Genomic DNA, 23372 nt, shown 5'->3' with positions numbered 1-23372 from the left:
GTCGACCGGCTCGCCGGCCGCGCTGCCGGTGCCGCCGTCCCCGGCCGCCCCGGGCAGCTGCACGCCGTCCAGCTCGGCTCCGCCCCTGCCGCCCCGGCCCGCCGCCCCCGCTGGAGCCGGCCCGTCCGCTTCGGCCTGGCCGCCTCGCTCGCGGGCTGCGCGCTCGGCGGAGTGGCCGTCGCCGCCGGTACGGGCGTGTTCACCGGAACCTTCGGCGGGCAGGGCTCGCCCACGCCCGCCAGCTCCGTATCGGCCGCCGTGACCCCGGGCCCCCTCATGTCCAGCGACTCCGTCGACGACCCGTCCGCCCCGGCGGACCCGTCATCGCCCGCCGAGCCGGAATCCTCCACCTCGCCCACGGCCCGCGAATCCGGCGGCCCCGAAGCCCCCGGCGGCGCGCGGACCGGCGACACGGGCCGCGAGTCCGGCACGGGCCGCCCCGACACCCCGGACCGCCCCGGCGGCAACGGCCGCGAGGAGACCACCGGGGGCGGCACCGGGCGGGACGACCGGCCCGGCGGTTCCGGCGGCGACACGGACTCGGGCAACTGGTACGAGAAGTCCGTCAAGGCCTGCAAAGCCTTCCGCGAAGGCACCCTGGACGACCGCAGCCGGCGCCAGCTCATCGAGTTCGCCAAGGGCGAGAAGAACCTGGAGCGCTTCTGCGACCGCCTCCTCGGGGGGAGCGGGGGGAGCGGTGGGAACGGCGGCTCCGGTGGCGGGGGCGACGACGACGATGACGACGACGGCGGTCAGAACGGGCCGGGCGGCGGCTCCCTGCCGCCCGTCTCCTTCCATCCCGTACCCCGCGCCGCCCCGGCCCCGGAAGCCGGCGTCGGCATGGGCGCGGACGCCGAGGTTCCGCCCCTCCCGACGAGCAGCGGTGCGGCCCCCGTACTGACCCGCTGACCTGCGTTTTCAGGTCTCGGCAGAGGTCCCGCGCGACCAGGTGTGACGTTTTTCGAAGGCCGGGCGCAGTACAGAGTGAGCCGACTGGTCATCGGCCGCGCGACGAGCCGGGGTTCCCCCCGTACCTTCGGCTCAGCGCATCGGCGCGGGCGGGACACGTTCCCCCGGTCCCGCCCGCGCCCTCTCCCGTCCCCGTAACGGCCCGTCTCCGTACCGGCTCTCCCGGCGTACGCACCGGCTCTCCTGGCGTACGTTCCGGTCGAGCAGCCGGTCACCAGTAGACGACGACCTTGTCGCCGGTCCTCACCTGGTCGAACAGCGCCGCGACCTTCTTCTTGTCCCGTACGTTGACGCAGCCGTGCGAGGCGCCGCCGTAGCCGTTGGCCGCGAAGTCCGCGGAGTAGTGCACCGCCTGGCCGCCGCTGAAGAACAGGGCGTACGGCATCGGGGTGTCGTACAGCGTCGACACATGGTCCCGGGACTTCCAGAACACCTCGAACACGCCCTCGCGGGTGGGCGTGTACTCCGAGCCGAAGCGCACGTCCATCGCCGAGACGACCCGGCCGTCGACCATCCACGCCAGGGTCCGGCTGTTCTTGCTGATGCACAGGACCCGGCCCTTCAGGCACCGTTCGTCCGGCGCGGCCACCGGCCGCTCGGTCGGCGGGCGCAGTTCGGCGGCCGTCGGCACCCGGGTCATCGCCAGCAGTCGCCGCCAGGTGACCTCGTCGGTCGAGCCGGTGACGGGCAGACTCCGCTTGGCCTGGAAGGACCGTACGGCGTCGGCGGTGACGGAGCCGTAGTAGCCGGTGGGGGTGCGCCCGAAGTGGCCGATCTGGCGCAGCCGCGCCTGGAGTTCGCGCACCCGGTCGCTCTCGGACCCGGTCCGCATCAGGACGCGCGGCGGCGGTGCGGTGCTCGGTTCCGGGGCCGGGCGGGCGGTCGTCGGGGCTGCGGCCGGGGACGGTGCGGTCGTGGACGCCGACGGGCTCGGTGACGGTGGTGCCGTACGCGGCTTCGCGTCCTCGGTCGCGGGAGCGGTACGCGTGGGGGAGGGGGCGGCTGCCTGCGTGGCCCGCGCCGGAGGTGGCGCGTCCTGCGCACCCGCCGCGGTACCCGGTTCGCACCCCGTCGCGAGGGCGGCCAGCGCGACGAGGCACACGGCGGCGATGCGACGGGCCGGTATCGCCGCGGCCGGACGTGCGCCGCGCGTGCCTCGCGTCTCCCGGCCGTCCCACCCGCTGTCCGTGTCCGTGCCCACCATCTTCGGTCCCCCCTCGTTCACCGGCTCACCCGCCGGCCTGGTGCCTCCTGTACGGATTCCCGTCCGGCCCGGTCCCCGAATCCTCCGTCGGACGCGCGCCGCGCGTCCAGCCCCCCGAGCCGACGCCCGGCCGATCATGGCCGGGTCCGGACCGTCGGGACCGGCCCTCCTCCGCGCGGCGCCGGACCGGCCGTATCGCCTGGTGAAACCCCCTGGACGACGCCCCGTACCGGCGTGCGAGACTCCGTTCATGCTGGGTGTCACCGATCTTCCGACCTATCTCGCCGGCCTGGCGCTGATCGTCCTTCTGCCGGGTCCGAACTCGCTCTACGTGCTCTCCGTCGCCGCCCGACGCGGCGTACGCACCGGGTACAAAGCAGCCGCGGGCGTCTGGACCGGGGACACCGTCCTGATGACGCTCGCCGCTCTGGGCGCCGCGTCCCTGCTGACCACCACGCCCCTGCTCTTCGCGATCGTCAAGTACGCGGGCGCGGCCTATCTGACCTGGATGGCCATCGGGATGCTGCGGGCCGCCGTGGCCCTGTGGCGCGAGCGGCACCGGCGTACCGCCGAACTCGTCGAGACGGTCGAGGCGGCCGGCGACGATTCCCGGGCGGCGGGCCCTGTCGAGCGGCCCTACCGCCGGGCGCTCGTGGTCAGCCTGGTCAACCCGAAGGCGATCCTGTTCCTGATCTCCTTCTTCGTCCAGTTCGTCGACCCCGGCTACGCCTACCCGGCGCTGTCGTTCCTGGTGCTCGGCACCCTGCTCCAGCTCGCCAGCTTCGCCTACCTCTCGGTGCTGATCTTCGGCGGCACCCGGCTGGCCGCCGTCTTCCGCCGGCGTAAGCGGCTCTCGGCGGGGGCCACTTCGGCGGCCGGCGTCCTCTTCCTCGGGTTCGCCGCCAAGCTCTCGCTCAGCAGCGTGTAGCCGGAGGCAGCGTGTAGCCGGCGGAACGGCCCGTCCGGCGGGTGGCCTCAATCCGATCGGCGGGCGGCCTCAGCGGACCTGAGGTCGAGGCCCAGCGGTTCGGCGTACGCGGCGAGCCCGGCCGGGTCCTCGCCCGCCCAGCCGATGTAGCCGTCCGGCCGGACGAGGAAGAGCCCCGGTCCGTACGCCTCCGGGGCCGGTCCCCGGTACGTACGCACCGACGCGTCCGCCACCGCCGGAAGCGCGGCGTCCGTGCCCAGCGCCAGCAGCGTGAAGTGCGGCCCCCGGAACAGGTCGAACAGCCGCCCGTGCGCGCCGGCGGGCCCGTCCGGCGCGCGGTCGCCCGCCTCCAGCAGCCCCGCCCGGCCGGTGGAGAGCGGGCCGCCCCGGTAGCCGAGACCGAGCTGCTGGGTGTCCCGGCCGCGCTCCTGGCGGCCCTGGTGGATCCGGGTCGACAGGCCCAGCATCGCCTCGGCGACCGGGCGGCGCTCCTCCTCGTAACTGTCGATCAGGGCCTCGGGCGCGCCGTGCAGCAGCACCTGGCCGAGCTTCCAGCCCAGGTTGTACGCGTCCTGGACGCTGGTGTTCAGCCCCTGGCCGCCCGCCGGGGAGTGGATGTGCGCCGCGTCGCCCATGAGCAGCACCCGGCCCGCCCGGAAGCGGTCGGCGAGAGCGGCGCGCGGGCGGAAGTCGGAGGACCACCGGACCTCGGTGACGTCCTGGGCGGCCAGGTGGGTGCGGTCGGCGACCAGGGCGCGTACGGCCTCCGGCGCGAGATCGGGTGCGCCCTCCTTGAACTGGGCGACCAGCTGGAAGTCGTCCGTGCCGGGCAGCGGGCACAGGGTGGTGTAGCCCGCGTCACCCGTGAAGATGTGCCAGTTGTCCCGGTCGAGGGCGGCGGGCGCGATCCGCACGTCGGCGACGAGCATCGGTGCCGGATCGACGGTCTCACCCGTCATGCCCACCCCGAGCGCCCGCCGCACGGTGGAGCGTCCGCCGTCCGCCGCGACCAGCCAGGAGGCCCGGATGGTCCCGGTCGTCAGCTCGGCGGTGACCCCGGCGGCGTCCTGGGCCAGCGTGGTCAGCGCGGTGGAGAAGGTGACGTCGCCGCCGAGTTCGCGCAGCCGGCCGAGCAGGATCTCCTGGGTCCGCCACTGGGGCAGCAGCCAGGGCTCCCCGTACGGCTCCGCGTCGGTGGGCGCCGCCCTGCGGAACATCTCGTACGTGCCCTGCCGTACGCCGTCCGCCCAGGCCATCCCGACCGGTGCCGTGCCGCCGTGCTCGCGCACCGCGTCGCCCGCCCCGAGGTCGTCGAACACCTCCCGGGTGCGCGGCTGGACGCCCTTGCCCCGGGAGCCGGGGAAGAGGGTCTCCGCCTGCTCGACGACCAGCGCGGGCACGCCCCGGCGGGCCAGATCGACGGCGAGCGCGAGGCCGCTGGGCCCGGCGCCGACGATCAGTACGTCGACCTCGGCCGAGGCCCGGACACTTTCCTTAACGTTGTTAAGTTCCATGATTCGGAGTCTGCGCTTAACGCTGTTAAATTGTCAAGGTGGCTACGACGAAGATCGACCGGGCGCGCGTCGCCGAGACCGCCCTGCGACTGCTGAACGAAGTGGGCCTCGACGGCCTGAGCCTGCGGGCCATCGCCGGCGAGCTCGGCGTCAAGGCACCCGCCCTCTACTGGCACTTCAAGGACAAGCAGGCCCTCCTCGACGAGATGGCCACGCTGATGTACCGCCGGATGCTCGCCGACGGCCTGCCCGGCCCCGACGAGGCCCCCGCCACCTGGCAGGCGCAGCTCGTCGCGTACAACACCGCCCTGCGCGCCGCGCTCCTGAGCTACCGCGACGGCGCGAAGGTCTACAGCGGCGCCCGCTTCACCGGCACCGACCACGCCCCCGGCCTGGACGCGCATCTGCGGACCATGACCGAGGCGGGCTTCACCCTGCGCCAGGCGGTCCGCGCGGGCACCACCGCGTCCGCGTACACGATGGGCTTCGTCACCGAGGAACAGGGCGTCCGGCCCATGCCGGACGAGCGGCGCGAGGGCTTCGACGTCGATGAACGGGCCGACCGCATGGCGGAGTTCCCCCTCGCGGCCGCCGCCGGCCCGGAGATCTTCACCGGCTACGACGAACGCTTCGAGGACGGCCTGCTGCTGATCGTCGCGGGCATCGAGGCGCGGTACGGGGTGAGGTGAGGCGGGGCGCGCCGCAGGCCCCCGGTGGCGTACCCGGTCATCCGGGCGACGCGCAGAGTTCACCCGCTGTCGTGGCGGGTGTCACCCGATCCTTCCGCGGTCTCACTACGTTGTCGGGACCATGATCGAAGGCGAGGGCACGCGTGCCGAAACTGTCCGTTGTCGTACCGTTCCACAATGTCGCGGCGTACGCCCCGACCACGCTGGGCAGTCTGGCCCGCAACGCGGACCCGGACATCGAGTTCCTGCTGGTCGATGACGCGTCCACCGACGGTACGCAGGACATCGTCGACCACTGGGCGGAGCGGCTGCCGCGCGCCCGGGTGATCAGACACGGTACGAACGTCGGCATCGCGGCCGCCCGCAACAGCGGCATCGACGCCGCGGACGGCGACTACCTCACCTTCCTCGACGGCGACGACTGGTACGCCCCCGGCCACCTCGTACGGCTGCTGCGCGCCGCCCAGGACCTCGACTGCGACTTCGCCCGCACCGACCACGTCCAGTCCACCGGCACCGCCCGCGTCGTGCGGCGCGCCCCCGCCCCGCTCCGGGACACTCTGCTCGACCCCCGCGACGGCATCGGCGCGCCCGAGCGCGAGACCATGGTCGACTACCCGTTCGTCTGGGCCGGGATCTACCACCGGCGGCTCTTCGCGGACGGCGCCCAGCGCTTCGCCACCGAACTGCGCACCGCCGAGGACCGGCTGTGGGTGTGGCAGCTCCATCTGCGCGCCCGCACCTACGCCGCGCTCGGGCTGTACGGCATCTTCTACCGGCGCGGGGTCACCACCTCCCTGACCCAGATCAAGGACGCCCGCCAGCTCGACTTCTTCGCCTCCTACGACACGCTGCTCGACGAGCTGCGCGCCGACCGGGACGCGGACGCCCTGCTGCCGAAGGCCGTCCGTACCTACTGCGCGATGATCGCCTTCCACAACGAGAAGGCCGACGACTACGAGCCCGCCACCGCCCGGAAGCTGCGCGCCGAGTCTGCCGCCGCGCTGGGCCGGATGCCGCAGGACGTGCTCGATCGCACCCTGACGACGATCGACGACAAGCGCGGCACGCTGCTCAGCCGTCTGCGCACCAAGCAGACCAAGCCGACCAAGCAGAAGGCCGCCTGACCGATGACCGTGCCCGAGCCCGTACCGACGCCCGCAGCCACGCCCGTAACCACGCCTGTACGTACGCCCCCGCGCACCCAGATCTTCCAGGTCTCCACCCTGTACGGCGCGGCCACCCTCGCCGCCGCGCTCGACGCCGGACAGTTCGGCCGGGCCACCGACAGCCACCGCATCCTGCTCGTCTCCAACAACGCGGCCGTCCCCGAGACCGCCCTGCGCCTGGAGGAGATGCGCGGTTACGGATCCCTCGCCGCCCGCTTCGACGCCGTCGTCGACTGGAACGAAGCGATCAGCCCGCACCACCCCAGCGGCTGGGGCCCCCGCTCCGAGGAGACCGTCCTGTGGCAGCGGGCCTTCCGCCGCGCCTGGGACATCGACCCCGACGCCCCCGTCGACCTCGCGGTCGAGTCCATCCAGGTCAACCCGGCCCGCGCGCTCGCCGCGATCTTCTCCGAGAGCGCCGTCCACGTCTACGCCGACGGCCTGATGAGCTACGGCCCCACCCGCAACCGGCTGCCCCAGTCCATCGCCTGCCGCATCCGGCGCGTCCTCCACCTCGACCTGGTCACCGGGCTGCGCCCGCTCCTCCTCGCCGAGGCCGGCGTCGAGCCCGAACTCGTCCCGGACGACGCCTTCCGCGCGGTCCTCTCCGAGATCGCCGCTGCCGCCGAGGGCGACCAGGGGCTCGCCGCCGCCGAGGCCGCCGCCCCCACCGCGATGCTGCTGGGCCAGTACCTCGCCGCCCTCACCATCCTCACCCCGGAAGAGGAAGAGGAGCTGCACATCCGGATGCTGCGCGGAGCCGCCCGCGCCGGGCACACCTCCATCCTCTTCAAGCCGCACCCCACCGCCCCGGCCCGCTACTCCCGCGCCCTGGACGAGGCCGCCGCCGAACTCGGCGTACGGCTCACCACGCTGGACAGCCCGCTGCTCGCCGAAACGCTGTACGAGCGGTGCGCGCCGACCCTCGTCGTCGGCTGCTTCTCCACCGCGATGTTCACCGCCGCCGCGTACTACAGCATCCCCGTCGCCCGCGTCGGCACCCGGCTGGTCCTCGACCGGATCACCCCGTACGAGAACAGCAACCGCATCCCGCTGACGATCACCGACCACCTCGTGCCGGACCTGGACGCGCTGGACGACCTGGGCGACGTGGGCGACGCGGACACCGGGGGCGGCCCGGGCGCGCAGGGCACCCCGGACGGCCCGGGCGCGCCGGGGGGCTCCGGGGGCGTCCCCCGTCTCCCGCGCACCGCGCCCGACACCCTCGCCCCGCTGGTGCGGACCGTCGGCTACTGCATGCAGGCCAAGCTCAACCCCGGGCTGCGCCCCGAGGCCGAGGCCTGGCTGCGGGAGCATCTCGACCCCACCACCCAGCACTACTTCAAACGCCGCCGGCTCCAGAGCCTCACCCTGCCCGGCGGCGGTGGCCCCCGGGGCGCGGCGGTCCGGCTGCGCCGCACCGTACGGCGTACCCGCAGCACCCTGGGCCTCTGACCCGGGGCCGGGACCGGGGCCCGAAACCCCGGTGCCGGCGTCCGACTCACAGAACGGCGGAACGAGCATGGGCCAGACCCTCACCGGGCTGCTCACGTCAGTACGTGCGAGAGCGGGACGGGCGGGCACGCCGACCCGGGCACGCCCCGGCGGCGGACCGGACCCGGCGCTCCTGGCCGCCCTGCGGCTCTGCGGCGACCACCTCGCCGCCCTCGCCGCGTCCGGCCCTCTCACCGACGCCCGCCGCACCCGGCTCGTCGCGTCGATCGGGACCCTGACCACCGCGTGCTCGACCCCGGGGGCCGACGCGTTCGACGCGCTGCTGCGGACCGGACAGCAGGCCCTGGACAGCGGCGGCGACGCCGGGGCCCGCCTCGCCCTGGGCCTCGCCGACGAGGCGACCGCCCTGCGCGCCCGCTCCAAGGGGGCGTGGCGGCTGCGCGGCAACGCCCTGGACGCGCTCGGCCGGAACGAGGAGGCGATCACCGCGTACGAACGCCACCTGGCGCTCCAGCAGAACACCGCCGCCTCGCGCGACGTCGAACGCCGGATCGCCGCCCTCCGCGCGGCGGGAGACCGCATCGACGAGGCGCTGGCGCTGTTCGGGGACGGGGACGGGGACGACGACGGGGGCAGGCGCGAGGGCACAGGCGGCGACGACGCGACGGTGGGCCTCCGTCTCTCCCGCCACCTCCCCGCCGCCGAGGCCCGCACCGCCTTCACCGAACTCGTCCGGCTCCGCACCACCGAACGCGGCGCCGCCGACCCGGCCGTCCGCCGGCTCGCCGCGCTCTACGCCGAGCACCGCCGGCTCGCGGACCGCGACCCGATGGACGACCCGCTGCTCGGCGGGGCCGAACCCATCGGCGTACCGGGTCTGCGCCGGTTCCTCGCGGGCCGGACGGTGTGCCTGGTCGCCGACACACCGCACACCGCCGAGCAGGAGCAGCGGCCGGGCAGTTCCCTGGCCGCCCTCATCGAGGGGTACGACCTCGTCGTGCGCTGCGACGCCGTACGCCACGCCGCCCCCACCGCCCGGACCGACCTGCACGCCGTCACCCTGCGCGGCACCACCCCGTGGAAGGGCCCCCGGTGGGACCGCAGGGCCACCGCCCGGCTGGTCTTCGGCGACCCGCTCCCGCACTGGCGGCTCGCCCTGCGCGGCCGGCTCGTCCCCGGCGCCCAGGACCGCGTCGGCGACGCGACGCTGCGCCGCCCGCTGCACGATCCGGCCCTGCTCGCCGAGGCGGTGGACGCGGAAGAGCCCGCGAGCACCGCGTACACCGTGCTGCGGCTCCTCGACTTCCTGGGCACCCCGGCCCGGGTGGACCTCATCGGGTTCGAAGGACCGGCGGCCCTGTCCCCGCGCGAGCGGGAGTGGATCGGATCGCGGACCGGGACCACGGACGCCACCGCAGTGAGGATCACCCTGAGATGACGACGAACGACTCCAACTCTGCGGCCGCTTCCGCGACCGGCTCCACGACGGGCTCCGCCTCCCCGGCGGCTGTGTCCCCGGGCTCCGTCTCCCCGGCCACCGCGTCCACCGGCCCCGCTTCCCCGGGCCCCGCGTCCACCGGCCCCGTGACGGGTCCCGCGTCCCTGGGCATCGCGTCCACCGGCCCCGCGACGGGGCCTGCGTCCCCGGACACCGCGTCCACCGGCCCCGCGTCCCCGGCGACCGCGTCCACTGGCCCGGCTTTCCCGGGCCCCGCGCCCACCGGCCCCAGGACGGGCCCCGCTTCCACCGGCCCCACGTCCACGGGCTCCGCGTCCCCGGCGACCGCGTCCACCGGCCCCGCGACGGGCCCCGCGTCCCTGGCGACCGCGTCCACCGGCCCGGCTTTCCCGGGCCCCGCGTCCATCGGCCCCACGACGGGTCCCGCCTCCGCCGACGACCGCCGCGCCGTCACCGGAAAGCGGCGGATCGCCTTCGCCGTGTACGTCGCCGACGCGGGCCGACTGCCCGGGCTCCAGGACCTCCTGCGCAGCCTCGCGCTGAGCAACCCGGCGCTCTGCGAGGACGTCGTCGTCCTGCACCCCGGTCTGCCGGACACCGCCTTCGACGCCGCCCACCGGCTGCACCCCCGGCTGATCCCGCGCACGGCCGCCGGACGCGACGACATCCTCCGCCTCGACGGCTACGACACCGTCATCGCCCTCACCCCCGCCCAGATCGTCCTCGGCGGGATGGACGCCCTGCTCCGACTCCGTACGGGCGTGGCCGCCGTGCCGCGCCCCGGATCGGACCCGCGTAACGGCATCGCCGACGACGGACTCCTGGTCATCCAGCGCCAGGACCTCGACCACCCCGAACCGCCCGCCACCGCGCAGGACATCCCGGAGAGCCTCCTCGTACCCCTGGAATCCCGGTACGACTTCCCGGCGGCGCGGCTCCGCGACGACCTGGCGGTCCCCGAAGGCGTCGTCGTCCTGAACTTCGCCGGTACGCCCACGACTTCCGCCGGTCCCGCCCACGCGGCCCGGGCACGCCACGACCTGGACGACGAGGCGTTCCGCGCCGCCTACCTCGCCCTCCCCGGTGCCAAACACCCCGACCTGCTGCTGCACCTCGCGCTCCCGTTCCCCGACGGCGCCCGGCCGCCGATCGACCTGGTCCGGCAGCTCGCCGAGATCCACCGGGGGCGTGGACACCACGACCTGGCCGTCGCCCTGCTGGGCGAGGCCGTCGCGGGCCGCCCCGACCTGCCGCGCTGCCACGAGACGCTCGGGGTCTGCCTGATGGCGCTGTCCCGGTACGAGGAAGCCGAGACGCACCTCCTCCTGGCCACCGCGTCCCCGGACTTCGCCCCGCGCGCGTACGGCCAACTCGCCCGCCTCGCCTGGCTGCTGGGGCGTACCGAGGACGCCCGGGGTTACGCGCTCGCCGGTCTGGACTCCGACCCGACCGACGCCAACTGCCGTGCCTGGTACGCCCGTACGTCCCAGATGATCGCGGCGGTAACCACCTCGCCGGACACCTCGCCCAGTGAACAGCTCGCCCATGTCGCCCTGTTCGCCGACGGTGACGAGAACGCGGGCGACAAGGTGCTGCCCGAGGCGGTCCGCAGCTGCTTCACCGCCGACACCGGCCCCGGCCGCTGGCACCAGCAGCACGCGCATCTGCTCGTCGACGAGGCCGGCCTCGAACGCCTCAACGCCCGCAGGGCAGTGATCGTCGGCGGCGGCGGGCTCTTCCTCCCCGACACCGCGCCCAACGGCAACAGCGGCTGGCAGTGGAACATCCCCGACGACGTGCTCGCCCGGATCACCGCCCCCCTGGCGGTCTTCGCCGTCGGCTACAACGTCTTCGACGGCCAGCGCTACCGGCGCGAGCGGTTCGCGGCCTCGCTGCAAGCCCTGGTCGAGCGGTCCGCGTTCTTCGGGCTGCGCAACCACGGCTCCGTCGCCCGGGTCAGGGAGCTGCTGCCCGACTCCCTCCGCGAGAAGGTGCGCTACCAGCCTTGCCCCACCACGGTCGCCCGCCACCTCGACCCCCGCCTCGCCGAACCCGCCGTACGCGAGGACACCGTGCTCATCAACTGCGCCTACGACCGGGCCGGTCTCCGCTTCGGCCACGACTACGGGCACTTCCTGGCGGAGATGGCCGCCGGGATCAGGGGCATTTCCGCCGTCGCGGAGGTCCGGTACGCCGCGCACATGCCCGCCGACGAGCGCTTCGTCGACGATCTGCGCCGCGAACACGGCCTCACCCTCCCCGTGGAGCCGCTGTATCTCCTCTCCAACGACGCCATCCGCGACCTCTACCGGCGTACCCGGCTGGTGATCGGGATGCGCGGGCACGCCGGGATGATCCCCTTCGGCTGCGGCACCCCCGTCATCAGCCTGGTCTCGCACCCCAAACTGGCCTACTTCCTGGCCGACATCGACCGGCCCGACTGGGGCGTCTCCGTTCACGAACGGGCCCTCGGCGCCCGGCTCGCGGAGCGGGCCCTCGCGGTGCTGGCCGACCATCCGGCGGCGGTGGCCGACGTCCACGACCGGCAGCGGACGCTGTGGTCCGTCACCCGCGACAACCTCGCCCTGCTGCGTGAACTCACCGGTCTCCCCGACCCGTTCGGTGACCCGTCCGGCGGCCCTGGCACCGCTCCCGTGGTCCCCGCGCCCCGGTCCGCCGCCGACGGGGACCACGCCGCCCCCTCCCTCCGCACCTCCCCGCCCACCCCCTGAGGACCATGTCCACCACACCCTCCCCCTCCGCTCCCGCCTCGCTCCCCGCCCCGGTGCCGACGGTCCCGGAAGCCTCCCTTCCCGTGCGCGAGCACCGCTACGACATCGACGTGATCCGGCTGCTCTGCTCGGTCGGCGTGATCGTCTCGCACGCGGGCGCCACCTTCCTGGACGCCGCAGGACGCAAGGCCTCCGGCGGCGCGCCCGCCTACTGGACCGGTCTCTTCGCGGATTCCCTCGGCAGGTTCGCCGTACCGACGTTCTTCGCCATAGCGGGCTGGGCCGCCCTGGTCGGAGCGCCGCCCAAGGACGGCGCCCGGCTGCGGCAGCGGATGGTCCGGCTGCTGGTGCCGCTCGCGGTGTGGACGGCCCTCTACCTGCTGTGGGGGCGGTGGCGGGGCACCAACGACGGGCCGATCGGAGACCTGGCCCTGGACTCGCTGTTCGCCTCCGTCCGGCCCGCCTACCACATCTGGTACCTCTACGCCTACATTCCGCTGATCATGGCGCTGGCCCTGATCCCGATGATGCGGGCGGGCAAGCGCCCCTGGGGCGTCGCGGCGGTGCTTCTGGCCGTCGCGGCCGCCCCGACGCTGGCCGGCGATCTCTCCCGGGTCACCGACTGGGACGTGCCGCGTTTCGGCTGGAGCTTCGGCGCGTACCAGGTGATCTACGCGGTGCTGGGCGCCCTGCTGATAGCGGCGCCCGCCGGGGCGTTCGGCAGACGCCGGCTGCCCTGGCTGCTGCTCGCCGCGGGGAGCCTGGTCGCCGTGATCGCGTACCAGCACAGGATCCATTACGTCATACCGAACGCGAGCCTGGCGATCGCGCTGCTCACCGGCGGTTTCGTGCTCTCGCTGCACCGGGTGCGGCTCCCGGACCGGTTCCGCCCCGTGGTGAGCCGCCTCGTCGACGCGACGTTCGGGGTCTACCTGGTCCACGTCATGTTCGAGGACGTGGTGGCCGGCCGACTGGTCCGGGCCGACGTGGGGTGGCCGGCCACGGTGGCGCTCTTCCTGGTCGTGTCGGCGGCGATCACCGTGCTGTCGTTCGCGGCGGTCCTGCTGTGGCGCCGCATCGGGCTGGCACGACTGCTGGGCTGAGGGTACGTCGGCGGGGTGGCCGGGCCGCAAGGCGTGGTGGTTACGGCCTCAAGCCCGCAGCCGGTTGCGATCTCAGCCCGCCCGGGCCGGTTACGACCTCAGCGCCCGCGCCCGCCGCACCACCCTGCGCAGCGCCGGGCTGGAGCGCAGGAACGCCAGCCGGGCCGGGACCACGCCGGGCAGTGCGAGCGAGGCCAGGCGGCGGCGCTTGAAGTAGCGCCAGGTGTGGCTGTCCAGGTGCGCGGCGAGGTAGCGCTCGGCGGCCGGGCGCAGATCGGGGCGCACCTTCGGCCGCATCGCGAAGGCGACGGCCGCCAGCAGACCGTCCAACTCCGCCCCACCGCGCGGCTTTCGGGCCGCGACCGCCTCCGCGTCGCCCAGCCCGGGCAGCACCGCGTCCGCGAGCGTCGCCGCCGTCCGCTCGGCGTTCTCGTACGGGGCCAGGCGCTCCAGCAGCAGCCCCGTGCCGGCGGTCGCCACCGGCAGGCCGTGGAACCGGGCCGCCCCGAACAGCGCGGCCGAGGTGCAGCCCACCACCAGCGCGGGCCGCAGCCGGTGCACCAGCACCTCGGCCGGGACCGGCAACGGGCCGTCCAGCACGGTCAGTTCGACGCCGAGCCGGTCCGCCTCCGCGCGCAGCTCCGCCGGGTTTTCCCAGGGGGCGTACGGATCCGGCGCGTACACCAGCCGGGTGTGACCGAGCGCCGCCGCCCCGCGCACCATCTCCCGCCGCAGCCCCGCCTCGTCGGCCGCCGGGATCAGCCCGGCCCCCGCGAGATCCTGCCCGAGCAGCAGCGCCGACTCCTCGCCCCCCGGCAACACCGCCTCCCCGTCCGCGAGTTCGGCGACGACCTTGGTGATCGCCTCGGGCGGCACGGTGCGCGGCTCCACCCCGTACTCGCCGAGCAGCAGCGGGCGCACCCCGGCCACCAGGTCCGGGTGGAGCAGCCGCCGCACCCGGGTCCCGGTCAGCGCGGGGATCTTCTCCCCGGTCGGGCCGTACGCGCCGGGCCCCTCGGCGTACACATCGACGGGGACGCCCGCGAACACCTGGGTGAGGGCCCGGGCCGGGCCGGCGTGCGGGGAGTCCACGACGAGCTCAAGATCCGTATCGCCGAGACCCCAGGCCCGCCGGAAGTGGCGCTCCCACAGCGGGGCGTCGTCCGCCCGGGGACTCCAGCCATCCGGGTGGAAGGGGGCGATCGCCTCGTTCCACGAGAGCACCTCGTCGAACCGGGTACGCAGCCGCCCGAACCCGGCGCTCTCCGAGACATCGGCGACGGTCTCCGGGGCGGGCCCGGTCCGGGACAGCAGCAGGATCCGGCGGTCGGGCTCGGTGAAGCAGCCCGCGTCGATCGCCGCGGCGAGCAGCACCACCGCCCCGGGCGAGGAGGCGTGGAAGATCCGGATGGTCATGCGGCCGAGGCCCCCTTCGTGGCGCCCGGGCGGCGGCGCAGCCTGCGCACCCGGGTCGCCCGTGTCACGCCCATGGCGTCGAGCGCCTCGTCCAGCAGCCGCTGCGGCAGGCGCCCCAGGGCCGCGGCGCCGCGCGCTTTCAGTTCACGGGCCACGGCCGGTTCGAATTTGTCCAGGTCGCCCAGATGGTGGGCGATGATCGCGCAGTACGTGCGTACGGCCTTCGGGAGAAACACCTCCGCCTCACGGTCGGCGGCGGTCTCCGCGATCACCTGGTCGAATGCGCGCAGGAAATCGAGCTGGCGCACATCGCCGATCTGGGTGAGGGAAGTCGCCACCCCGCGCCGGTAGAAATGGCTGAGCAGCCCCAGGGCGGCGAAGGATTCCGCCTCCCGGTGCAGCCGCCAGATCCACGGCCGGTCCTCCGCCGTGCGCAGCCCGTCGGTGAAGTGCAGCAGCCCCCGGTCCAGCAGCCGCCGGTGGTAGAGGCCCGCCCAGGCGAACGCGTAGTCCACCGATGTGGTGCGGTGGGCGGGCAGGATCGCGGCCCGCGGATCGCTCACCACCCCGTGCGGCCCGTGCGGAACCCGGCGTACGGTACGTGCCTTGCCGTTCACCTGGACATGGTCCGTGCGCACGAAGTCGCAGCCCAGCGCCTCGGCCCCGGCCACCAGCCGCTCGTAGTGCCCGGGCGCCAGCCAGTCGTCGCCGTCCAGGAAGGCGATGTACTCGCCGCGGGCGGCATCCAGACCGGTATTGCGCGCGGTCGCCAGACCGCCGTTCACCTCATGTTGCAGCAGGACGGCCCCGGGGATCTCGTCGGCGGCCCGGCGCAGCAGCGGGAGCGTCCCGTCGGTCGAACAGTCGTCGACGAGAAGGAACTCGAAGTCCTCGCGGGCGTTGGCCCGCAGACTTCTTAGGGTGTCGGGCGCATAGGTCTGCACGTTGAAGAACGGCACGATGACGGAGAGCTTAACCACGCACATCACGTTAGGTGCGGCCCCGGCCCTTTCCTTTTCCGCAATGCGCCCAACAGGTGAACAACGGCCGACGCTCAGGTGAATCGCCTTTTCCGGGAAGGCGATTGAGGGCGTATTCACGGCGGTCCCCCAATCGTCGGCTCGCTGTTAACCATCTGTTGCCATCGCGTTGGGCCGCTCATCGAAATGCCTTCCTAACTTCTTCGACGTGCCCCCACGTACCAGCCATGAGGCCGAACCGGCCGAGACCCCCGCCGCCCGACCGGCGCTCCGGGTCGCCGTCCTCGCCGACTCCGACACCCGGTGGAAATGGGGCGCGCTCACCGCGCGCCGCCTGACCGCCGAGGCCGCCGGGGACGGACAGGACGCGCGCCCCGTCGAGGTCAGCGGGCTGCTGCTGCGCGGCCGGGCCACCCCGACGCCCCGCCAGCTCGCGGAGGTCGGCGAGGTCGGCATCGACGCCGGGCGGGTCCGCGAGGTCACCGCCGTCGAGTTCCTGCACACCGTGCGCGACGAGGGCTTCGACCTCGTCGTCCTCGCCCTCGTCGGCGGCGGCGTCCAGGCCATGCTGCACGGCATCGCCGCGCTGAACCTCCCGCGCCGGCCCGTCGTCGTCACCGGCTACGTCGGCGTCGTCTACGAGAAGCTCGCCGACGGCCTCCTGCTGCGCCACGGGGCGGACGTCGTCCTCGCCAACTCGGCCCACGACGCGGAACGTTTCCGCGCGGTGTACGAGGGAGTGGGCGCCGACGCCTCGGCCGTCACCGAGGCCGCCCTGCCCTTCCTGGGCGGAGCCCCGTACCAGCCCGAAGAGGGCCGCGACACCGTGGTGTTCGCCGCCCAGCCCTCCGTACCGGCCTCCCGCGCCGACCGTACGTACCTGCTCCGCCGGCTCGTCGAGCACGCCCGGCTGCACCCGCGCCGCGAGGTGCTGCTGAAGCTGCGCTCCAAGCCCGGCGAGCACACCACCCACATCGAGGAACTGCCCTACCAGAAGCTCGCGCAGAAGCTGCCCGGCGGCCTCCCGCCCAACTTCCGCCTGGTGTACGGGCACATGGGCGAGGTCCTGGACCGCACCGACCTCCTGGTCACCGTCTCCTCGACCGCCGCGCTGGAGTCCCTGCACCGCCGCATCCCGACCGCGATCCTCACCGACCTCGGGGTCCGCGAACCTCTCGGCAACCACCACTTCGTCGGCTCCGGGCTCCTCACCTCCTGGGACCGGCTCGACGGCGGCACCCGGCCCCGGCCGGACGCGGAGTGGGTGGCGGGCCAGGGCGTGGCCGCCGACGGCTCGTACGGCACCGCCTACGACACCGCCCGCGCCAAGGTCACCGCCCTCCTCGACGCCGGCCGACTCCCGCCGCTCGCCCCCTACTACACGCCCGCCACCGCCCCCGGCTACCTCCCCGGCATCCTCGGCCGCCACCACCTGGCGCCCGACGGCACACCCCTGCCCGGCGCGGCCGCGCCGCAGGAGACCGGCCGGGTCCGGGGCGCGGTCCGCGAAACCGTACGCAACGCGGCGCGCGGCGCCTACCGGCACGGCGTCCAGCGCGTCGCCCCGGTGATCCGCCGGATGGGGGACCTGTGACCACTCCCGCGGCCTCGACCACCTCAGGAACCGCCACCACACCAGGAGCAGCGATGCAGCCGCCCCCGACCCCGACCGTCCTCGCCGTGATCCCCGCCCGCGGCGGATCCAAGGGCGTCCCCGCCAAGAACCTCGCCGAGGTCGGCGGCATCCCCCTGGTCGCCCGCGCCGTCCGCGCCGCGCTCGGCGCCCCCGAGGTCACCGACGTCGTCGTCACCACCGACGACGGGGCGATCGCCGAGGCCGCCCGCACCGCCGCCGCCGACCTGCGCGCCGCCCACCGGCTGCACTGCGTCGAGCGCCCCGCCGCCATCGCGGGCGACACCGCGACCAGCGAAGCGGCGGTGCTGCACGCCCTGGACGTCTACGAGGCCGAGCGGGCCCGCACCGTCGACGTGGTCCTCCTCGTCCAGTGCACCAGCCCGTTCGTCTCCCGCGAGGACATCGACGGCGTCGCCAGGGCGGTCGCCCACGGGGACGCGGACACGGCCGTCACGGTCGCCCCGTTCCACGGCTTCGTCTGGCGCGACGGGCACGCGGTCGAGGAGAGCACGTACGGCGTCAACCACGACAAGTCCGTACGCCCCCGCCGCCAGGACCGCCCCCAGGACTACCTGGAGACCGGCGCCGCCTACGCGATGGACGCGGCGGGCTTCCGCACCCACCGCCACCGCTTCTTCGGCCACACCGCCCTGGTCCCCACCGACCCGGCGCGGGTGCTGGAGATCGACGACCCGCACGACCTGGCCCGCGCCCGGGCGCTCGCCCCGCTCCTGGACCCCTCCCCGCTGCCCTCCCTCGCGGACGTGGACGCGGTCGTCCTGGACTTCGATGGCACCCAGACCGACGACCGGGTCATGGTCGACTCCGAGGGCCGCGAGACCGTCGCCGTCCACCGGGGCGACGGACTCGGGATCGCCGCGCTGCGCAAGGCGGGCGTGCCCCTCCTGATCCTCTCCACCGAGCAGAACCCGGTCGTCGCGGCCCGGGCGCGGAAGCTCCAGATCCCCGTCCTGCACGGCATCGACCGCAAGGACGAGGCGCTGAAGCGCTGGTGCGACGAGCACTCCATCGCCCCCGACCGGGTCCTCTACGTCGGCAACGACGTCAACGACCTGCCCTGCTTCTCCCTCGCCGGCTGGCCCGTCGCGGTCGCCAGCGCCCATGACTCGGTACGCGCCGCCGCGCGCGCCGTCACGACCACCCCCGGTGGCTACGGCGCGATCCGCGAGATCGCGGCCTGGCTGCTGGGTCCCACCCTCACCACCACTCCCACCCCCACTGTCCCCACCAAGTAAGGAAGCACCACCATGACCAGCACCTCCCGCCTGCGCACCTTCGGCACCCGCACCGCCGGCCCCGGCCAGCCCGTCTACATCACGGGTGAGATCGGCATCAACCACAACGGCGACCTCGACAACGCCATCGCGCTGATCGACGCGGCCGCCGAGGCCGGCTGCGACGCCGTCAAGTTCCAGAAGCGCACCCCGGAGATCTGCACCCCGCGCGACCAGTGGGACATCGAGCGCGACACCCCGTGGGGCCGGATGACGTACATCGACTACCGCCACCGCGTCGAGTTCGGCGAGGCCGAGTACACCGCCATCGCCGAGCACTGCGCCAAGCGTGGCATCGACTGGTTCGCCTCCCCGTGGGACACCGAGGCCGTCGCCTTCCTGGAGAAGTTCGACGTCCCCGCCCACAAGGTGGCCTCCGCCTCGCTCACCGACGACGAGCTGCTCCGCGCCCTGCGCGCCACCGGCCGCACGATCATCCTCTCCACCGGCATGTCCACCCCGAAGCAGATCCGCCACGCGGTCGAGGTCCTCGGCTCGGACAACATCCTGCTCTGCCACGCCACGTCGACGTACCCGGCGAAGGCCGAGGAGCTGAACCTCCGGGTCATCAACACCCTCCAGCAGGAGTACCCGAACGTCCCGATCGGCTACTCCGGCCACGAGACCGGCCTCCAGACCACGCTGGCCGCCGTCGCGCTGGGCGCCACGTTCGTCGAGCGCCACATCACCCTGGACCGCGCCATGTGGGGCTCCGACCAGGCCGCCTCCGTCGAGCCGCAGGGCCTGACCCGCCTGGTCCGCGACATCCGCACCATCGAGCAGTCGCTCGGCGACGGCGTCAAGAAGGTGTACGAGTCCGAGCTCGGCCCGATGAAGAAGCTCCGCCGCGTCGCGGGCGTCGTCGCCGAGACCGAGAACGCGCCGGCCCCCGAGCCGGTCGCGGTCTGAGCGCCGACCGGTGAACCTCGCCTTCGTCGAGAGCCCGGTCCAGCTCCTGAACGTCCTGGAGTGGGTTCACACCCAGGGGGGAGACGACCCGGCCGCCACCACGGTCGTCGTCCTCCCCCCGGTCGACCCGATGTCGCGCGGTCAGCTGCGCCGGATGGCGGAGCTGGCCCGCGACGAGGGCATCACGGTCCGCTGGCAGGAGGCGCGCGGCGAGTCCGGCGCCCCCCTGAAGGCCCTGCGCGCCCTGGCCGGCCTGGTCAGACGCGCGGACCACATAGTGATCGGCGACCCGTTCTCGCGTTACGTCCAGCTCCTGCTGACCCTGGTCCGCGCCGACCGCCTCACGGTGGTCGACGACGGCACGGCCACCATGGAGTTCGTCGCCCAGCTGGCCCGGGGCGAACGCCTGACCCGCTGGCACCGCCGGGGCCGTACGGGACCGCGCGAACTGGTCCTGGCCCCGGTCACCGCCACGGCCCGCCGCCGCTTCACCCCGACGGCCCGCCACACGGTCGAGGTGTTCACCGCGATGCCGGTCGAGGCTCCGCCCGGCATCACGGTCACCCCGAACACCTTCGCCTGGACCCGGGCCCGCTTCGGCCCGCCCAGCATCGGCAAGGGCGCCGACCTCGTCGGCACCTCCCTGGTCGAGACGGGCGTCGTCGACCCCGTCCCGTACCAGGAAGCGGTCGCGGCCCTGGCCCGCACGCACGGCGCCACCCGCTACTTCGCCCACCGCCGCGAGTCCGCCGAGAAACTCCACGCCCTGGAAGCCGCCACCGGCCTGGAGATAGTCCGCCCGGACCTCCCCCTGGAACTGATCGCCCGCCGCGGCCCCATCGGCCGCACGATCGTCAGCTTCCCTTCCACGGTCGTCCACACCCTCCCCCTGGCCCTGGCCGGCACGGGCGTGAACGTCGCGGTCTGCGACATCGCCCCGGAATGGCTCCGCGCCACGGCTTCACCGCGCGCCCAGGGCTTCCTGAGCGGGGTCACGGAGACGGCACGGGGGGTGCAGCGGCTGACCTCGACGGCCCACGCGTAGGGGGCCGCCCGGCCCCGAAGGGGGAACCGGTATACCCGTAACCACCCTCCGTCACACGTCCTCACCCGAACTTTGTTCGCCTGAGCGGCTGAAATTTCCTAGATCCATGGCCAGTTGGGGGGTCGAGGGGCCTACGCTTCATAAGGTGAACCAGTTGAAGTCCCGCGCCTCCCGCCCCCACAGCCTGGCCGACCAGCCCGGGGGAGGTGCGCTGCCCGGCCGGCTCGGTGATGAACTCCGTGCCGAGCTGATCGCCTTCCGCCGGGATCTGCACATGCACCCCGAGCTCGGCAACCAGGAGTTCCGGACCACCGCCGCCATCAAGGACCGGCTGGAGAAGGCCGGGCTGAAGCCGCAGGTCCTCGCGGTGGGGACCGGGCTCATGTGTGACGTGGGGGAGTGGGACGGGGTGACGCCGATGCTGGCGTTGCGGGCCGACATCGACGCCCTGCCGATCCCGGACACCAAGACCGGCGTGCCCTACCGGTCCACCGTGCCCGACCGGGCGCACGCCTGCGGCCACGACGTGCACACCACCACCGTCCTCGGCGCGGGCCTCGTGCTCGCCGGGCTCGCCCGCGAAGGGCTGCTGCCCAACGCCGTGCGGCTGATCTTCCAGCCCGCCGAGGAGGTCCTCCCCGGCGGCGCGGTCGACGCGATCGAGTCCGGGGTGCTGGAGGGCGTCGGCCGGATCATCGGCGTCCACTGCGACCCGAAGGTGGACGTCGGGCGGATCGGGCTGCGCATCGGGGCCATCACCTCGGCCTGCGACCGGCTGGAGATCACCCTCGACGGGCCCGGCGGCCACACCGCCCGCCCCCACCTCACCACCGACCTGGTCACCGCCGCCGCCCGGATCGCCGTCGACGTCCCCGCGCTGCTCGCCCGCCGCGTCGACGCCCGCGCCGGGCTCGCGCTGACCTGGGGCCGCCTGGAGACCGGGCACGCCCCCAACGTCATCCCGCAGCACGCCGAGCTGTCCGGCACCGTCCGCTGCCTCAACCTGGACGCCTGGCGCGAGGCCCCCGACCTGGTGCACGCCGCCGTGGACGAGGTGGCCGGAATGCATCGGGCCAAGACCGTCATCAACTACGTGCGCGGCGTGCCGCCCGTGGTGAACGACGCCGAGTCCATCGGCCTGCTGGACGCCGCGATGACCGAGCGCCGGGGATCGTATGCGATCGAGGACACCGAGCAGAGCCTCGGCGGCGAGGACTTCTCCTGGTATCTGGAGCAGGTGCCCGGCGCGATGGCCCGCCTCGGCGTCCGCACCCCGGGCGACACGCGCGGCCTCGACCTGCACCGCGGCAACTTCGACGTCGACGAAGAGGCCATCACCGTGGGAGTCGAGCTGTTCACCGCCGCCGCACTGCTCGACAGGGGCCGTTCGTGAAGCGTTGACACAGTCTTCGTGAGCCGTTCGTGGACTCCCGTGCCGCCGTGTGGGTGGCTTCTGTTCGCGACGATCCGATAACGGCTTCCGTACGTGCTCTTATCTGACATCTACGCGCGTTACGATCGCGGCGAAACCAGCGCCGGAAGAGGCGCTTCGGTCAGGTTTGAAGGAGCCTCCCCTTGCGCCGGATCACCAGGATCACCACCGTGGGCGTCGCGTCCGCGGCACTCGCTCTCAGCGTCACCGCCTGTGGCGGAAACTCGTCGGACTCCGGTTCCGGCTCCGACGGCGACAAGGCCGCCATCGCGTACGACATCGGTGGCCGCGGCGACCAGTCGTTCAACGACGCCGCCTACGCCGGTCTCGCCAAGGCGGAGAAGGAACTCGACATCTCCGGCAGCGAGGCCGAGCCCTCCGACGGTGAGGGTGACGCGGACAAGGTCCAGCGCCTCACCGAGCTGGCCCGCTCCGGCAACAACCCGGTGATCGGCGTCGGTTTCGCCTACGCGCCCGCCATCAAGAAGGTCGCGCCGAAGTTCCCGAAGACCACCTTCGGCATCATCGACGACGCCTCGGTGACCGGCGACAACATCGCCAACATCGTCTTCAACGAGGAGCAGGGCTCCTACCTCGCCGGCGTCGCCGCCGCCAAGGTGACCAAGTCCAAGACGGTCGGCTTCATCGGCGGTGTCGAGACCCCGCTGATCAAGAAGTTCGAGGCGGGCTTCGTCCAGGGCGTCAAGGACACCGACGCCTCCGTCAACGTACTGCCGCAGTACCTGACGCAGCCGCCGGACTTCGGTGGCTTCTCCAAGCCCGACCTCGGCAAGGCCGCCGCCCAGGGGCAGCTCGACAAGAAGGCCGACGTGATCTACTCGGCCGCCGGTCTGGCCGGTTCCGGTGCCATCGAGGCCGTCTCCAAGGCGGGCAAGTGGAACATCGGCGTCGACTCCGACCAGTACAAGCAGAAGGGCCTCGCGGCCTACAAGGAGTCCATCCTGACGTCGGTCACCAAGGACGTCGAGGACGCCGTGTTCAACCTGATCAAGTCGGTCCAGGACGACAAGCCGGAGACCGGTGAGATCCGCTACGGCCTGGACCAGGACGGCGTCGGCCTGTCGATGTCCAACCCGGCCTTCACCGACATGAAGGACGTCATCGCCGCCGTGGACAAGGCCAAGCAGGACATCATCGACGGCAAGATCACCGTCAAGACCGCTCCGTAAGGCCCGCGTCCGACGGCCCCTCCCGGGCCGTCGGCCCGGCTGGTTTCCCAGGCCCTGTCCGTACGCCGCGCGGCTCCCGCCGCCGGTGACGGGCAGGGCCGCGGGCCAGCCGCCCGCCCGAGCCGTACGGGGGTCTCACCGAAGACCCGCGGCACCCGCGGTCCGCGGCCCTCCGTACGAACCGAAGAAGATCCGCCTCCCGCAGTGCTCTCCCGCCCGGTCCGGACCCCGCGTCCGGCCCATGACG

18 protein-coding genes are annotated in these 23372 nt (G+C 73.7%); 14 read left to right on the top strand and 4 right to left on the bottom strand.

Annotated features, from left to right (window positions below; all coding sequences use genetic code 11):
- A partial coding sequence (locus tag A3Q37_RS23870) for a hypothetical protein (RefSeq protein WP_065487665.1) occupies window positions 1-909 on the top strand: 909 nt, incomplete at its 5' end.
- A gap of 271 nt (window positions 910-1180) precedes the next feature.
- Here A3Q37_RS23870 and A3Q37_RS23865 read toward each other — a convergent pair.
- Entirely contained in the window at window positions 1181-2173 is a 993-nt protein-coding gene (locus tag A3Q37_RS23865; protein ID WP_065487685.1) for a L,D-transpeptidase family protein, read from the bottom strand.
- Window positions 2174-2423: 250 nt separating this feature from the next.
- Here A3Q37_RS23865 and leuE point away from each other — a divergent pair, with 250 nt between their 5' ends.
- Window positions 2424-3101: a leucine efflux protein LeuE gene (leuE, locus tag A3Q37_RS23860; protein WP_065487664.1), complete on the top strand. Its 678-nt coding sequence runs from the start codon at window positions 2424-2426 to the stop codon at window positions 3099-3101.
- Between the two features lie 47 nt (window positions 3102-3148).
- Here leuE and A3Q37_RS23855 read toward each other — a convergent pair whose 3' ends face one another.
- On the bottom strand, window positions 3149-4615 hold the full coding sequence (locus A3Q37_RS23855; RefSeq protein ID WP_065487663.1) for an FAD-dependent monooxygenase: 1467 nt from the start codon (window positions 4613-4615) through the stop codon (window positions 3149-3151).
- A 38-nt stretch (window positions 4616-4653) separates the two neighbouring features.
- On the opposite strand from A3Q37_RS23855, the gene A3Q37_RS23850 reads away from it, so the two are divergent.
- The 6 genes from A3Q37_RS23850 (at window position 4654) to A3Q37_RS23825 (ending at window position 13222) form a co-directional block, all read left to right on the top strand.
- Complete coding sequence (locus tag A3Q37_RS23850; RefSeq protein WP_065487662.1) at window positions 4654-5304, top strand: TetR/AcrR family transcriptional regulator C-terminal domain-containing protein; 651 nt, start codon at window positions 4654-4656, stop codon at window positions 5302-5304.
- A gap of 143 nt (window positions 5305-5447) precedes the next feature.
- Window positions 5448-6431, top strand: a complete 984-nt coding sequence (locus A3Q37_RS23845) for a glycosyltransferase family 2 protein (RefSeq protein ID WP_065487661.1) — start codon at window positions 5448-5450, stop codon at window positions 6429-6431.
- Window positions 6432-6434: 3 nt separating this feature from the next.
- Window positions 6435-7928 (top strand): polysialyltransferase family glycosyltransferase, encoded by a 1494-nt coding sequence (locus A3Q37_RS23840; RefSeq protein ID WP_176711492.1) that lies wholly within the window; start codon window positions 6435-6437, stop codon window positions 7926-7928.
- A gap of 67 nt (window positions 7929-7995) precedes the next feature.
- Entirely contained in the window at window positions 7996-9366 is a 1371-nt protein-coding gene (locus A3Q37_RS23835) for a hypothetical protein (protein ID WP_065487660.1), read from the top strand.
- The gene (locus tag A3Q37_RS23830; RefSeq protein WP_255311915.1) at window positions 9363-12119 is read left to right on the top strand and encodes a polysaccharide pyruvyl transferase family protein; all 2757 of its coding nucleotides are present in this window, start codon (window positions 9363-9365) and stop codon (window positions 12117-12119) included. The genes A3Q37_RS23835 and A3Q37_RS23830 overlap by 4 nt, the downstream gene beginning before the upstream one ends.
- Before the next feature lie 5 nt (window positions 12120-12124).
- Window positions 12125-13222, top strand: a complete 1098-nt coding sequence (locus A3Q37_RS23825) for an acyltransferase (protein ID WP_065487659.1) — start codon at window positions 12125-12127, stop codon at window positions 13220-13222.
- Window positions 13223-13312: 90 nt separating this feature from the next.
- Here A3Q37_RS23825 and A3Q37_RS23820 read toward each other — a convergent pair whose 3' ends face one another.
- Both A3Q37_RS23820 and A3Q37_RS23815 read right to left on the bottom strand, forming a co-directional pair.
- Window positions 13313-14638 carry a polysialyltransferase family glycosyltransferase gene (locus A3Q37_RS23820; protein WP_065487658.1) on the bottom strand — a complete coding sequence of 442 codons (1326 nt, stop codon included), beginning with the start codon at window positions 14636-14638 and terminating at the stop codon, window positions 13313-13315.
- Complete coding sequence (locus tag A3Q37_RS23815) at window positions 14635-15618, bottom strand: glycosyltransferase family 2 protein (RefSeq protein WP_065487682.1); 984 nt, start codon at window positions 15616-15618, stop codon at window positions 14635-14637. Before A3Q37_RS23815 ends, A3Q37_RS23820 begins: the two co-directional genes overlap by 4 nt.
- 208 nt (window positions 15619-15826) lie before the next feature.
- Here A3Q37_RS23815 and A3Q37_RS23810 point away from each other — a divergent pair, with 208 nt between their 5' ends.
- The 6 genes from A3Q37_RS23810 (at window position 15827) to A3Q37_RS23785 (ending at window position 23125) form a co-directional block, all read left to right on the top strand.
- Entirely contained in the window at window positions 15827-17212 is a 1386-nt protein-coding gene (locus tag A3Q37_RS23810) for a DUF6716 putative glycosyltransferase (protein WP_065487657.1), read from the top strand.
- A gap of 53 nt (window positions 17213-17265) precedes the next feature.
- On the top strand, window positions 17266-18510 hold the full coding sequence (locus A3Q37_RS23805; protein WP_065487656.1) for an acylneuraminate cytidylyltransferase: 1245 nt from the start codon (window positions 17266-17268) through the stop codon (window positions 18508-18510).
- Between the two features lie 12 nt (window positions 18511-18522).
- On the top strand, window positions 18523-19458 hold the full coding sequence (locus A3Q37_RS23800) for an N-acetylneuraminate synthase family protein (RefSeq protein ID WP_065487655.1): 936 nt from the start codon (window positions 18523-18525) through the stop codon (window positions 19456-19458).
- A gap of 10 nt (window positions 19459-19468) precedes the next feature.
- A complete protein-coding gene (locus A3Q37_RS23795; protein WP_065487654.1) occupies window positions 19469-20503 on the top strand; it encodes a hypothetical protein in 1035 nt (344 codons plus the stop codon).
- 154 nt (window positions 20504-20657) lie between these two features.
- Window positions 20658-21896, top strand: coding sequence for an amidohydrolase (locus A3Q37_RS23790; RefSeq protein ID WP_065487653.1), 1239 nt, complete (start codon window positions 20658-20660; stop codon window positions 21894-21896).
- 182 nt (window positions 21897-22078) lie between these two features.
- On the top strand, window positions 22079-23125 hold the full coding sequence (locus A3Q37_RS23785) for a BMP family protein (RefSeq protein ID WP_065487652.1): 1047 nt from the start codon (window positions 22079-22081) through the stop codon (window positions 23123-23125).
- Window positions 23126-23372: the final 247 nt, after the last annotated feature.

The sequence above is a fragment of the Streptomyces sp. PTY087I2 genome (assembly GCF_001687325.1).
GTDB lineage: Bacteria > Actinomycetota > Actinomycetes > Streptomycetales > Streptomycetaceae > Streptomyces.
Note: the sequence above shows the minus strand (reverse complement) of the source record. Positions and strands in the feature narration are given on the sequence as shown.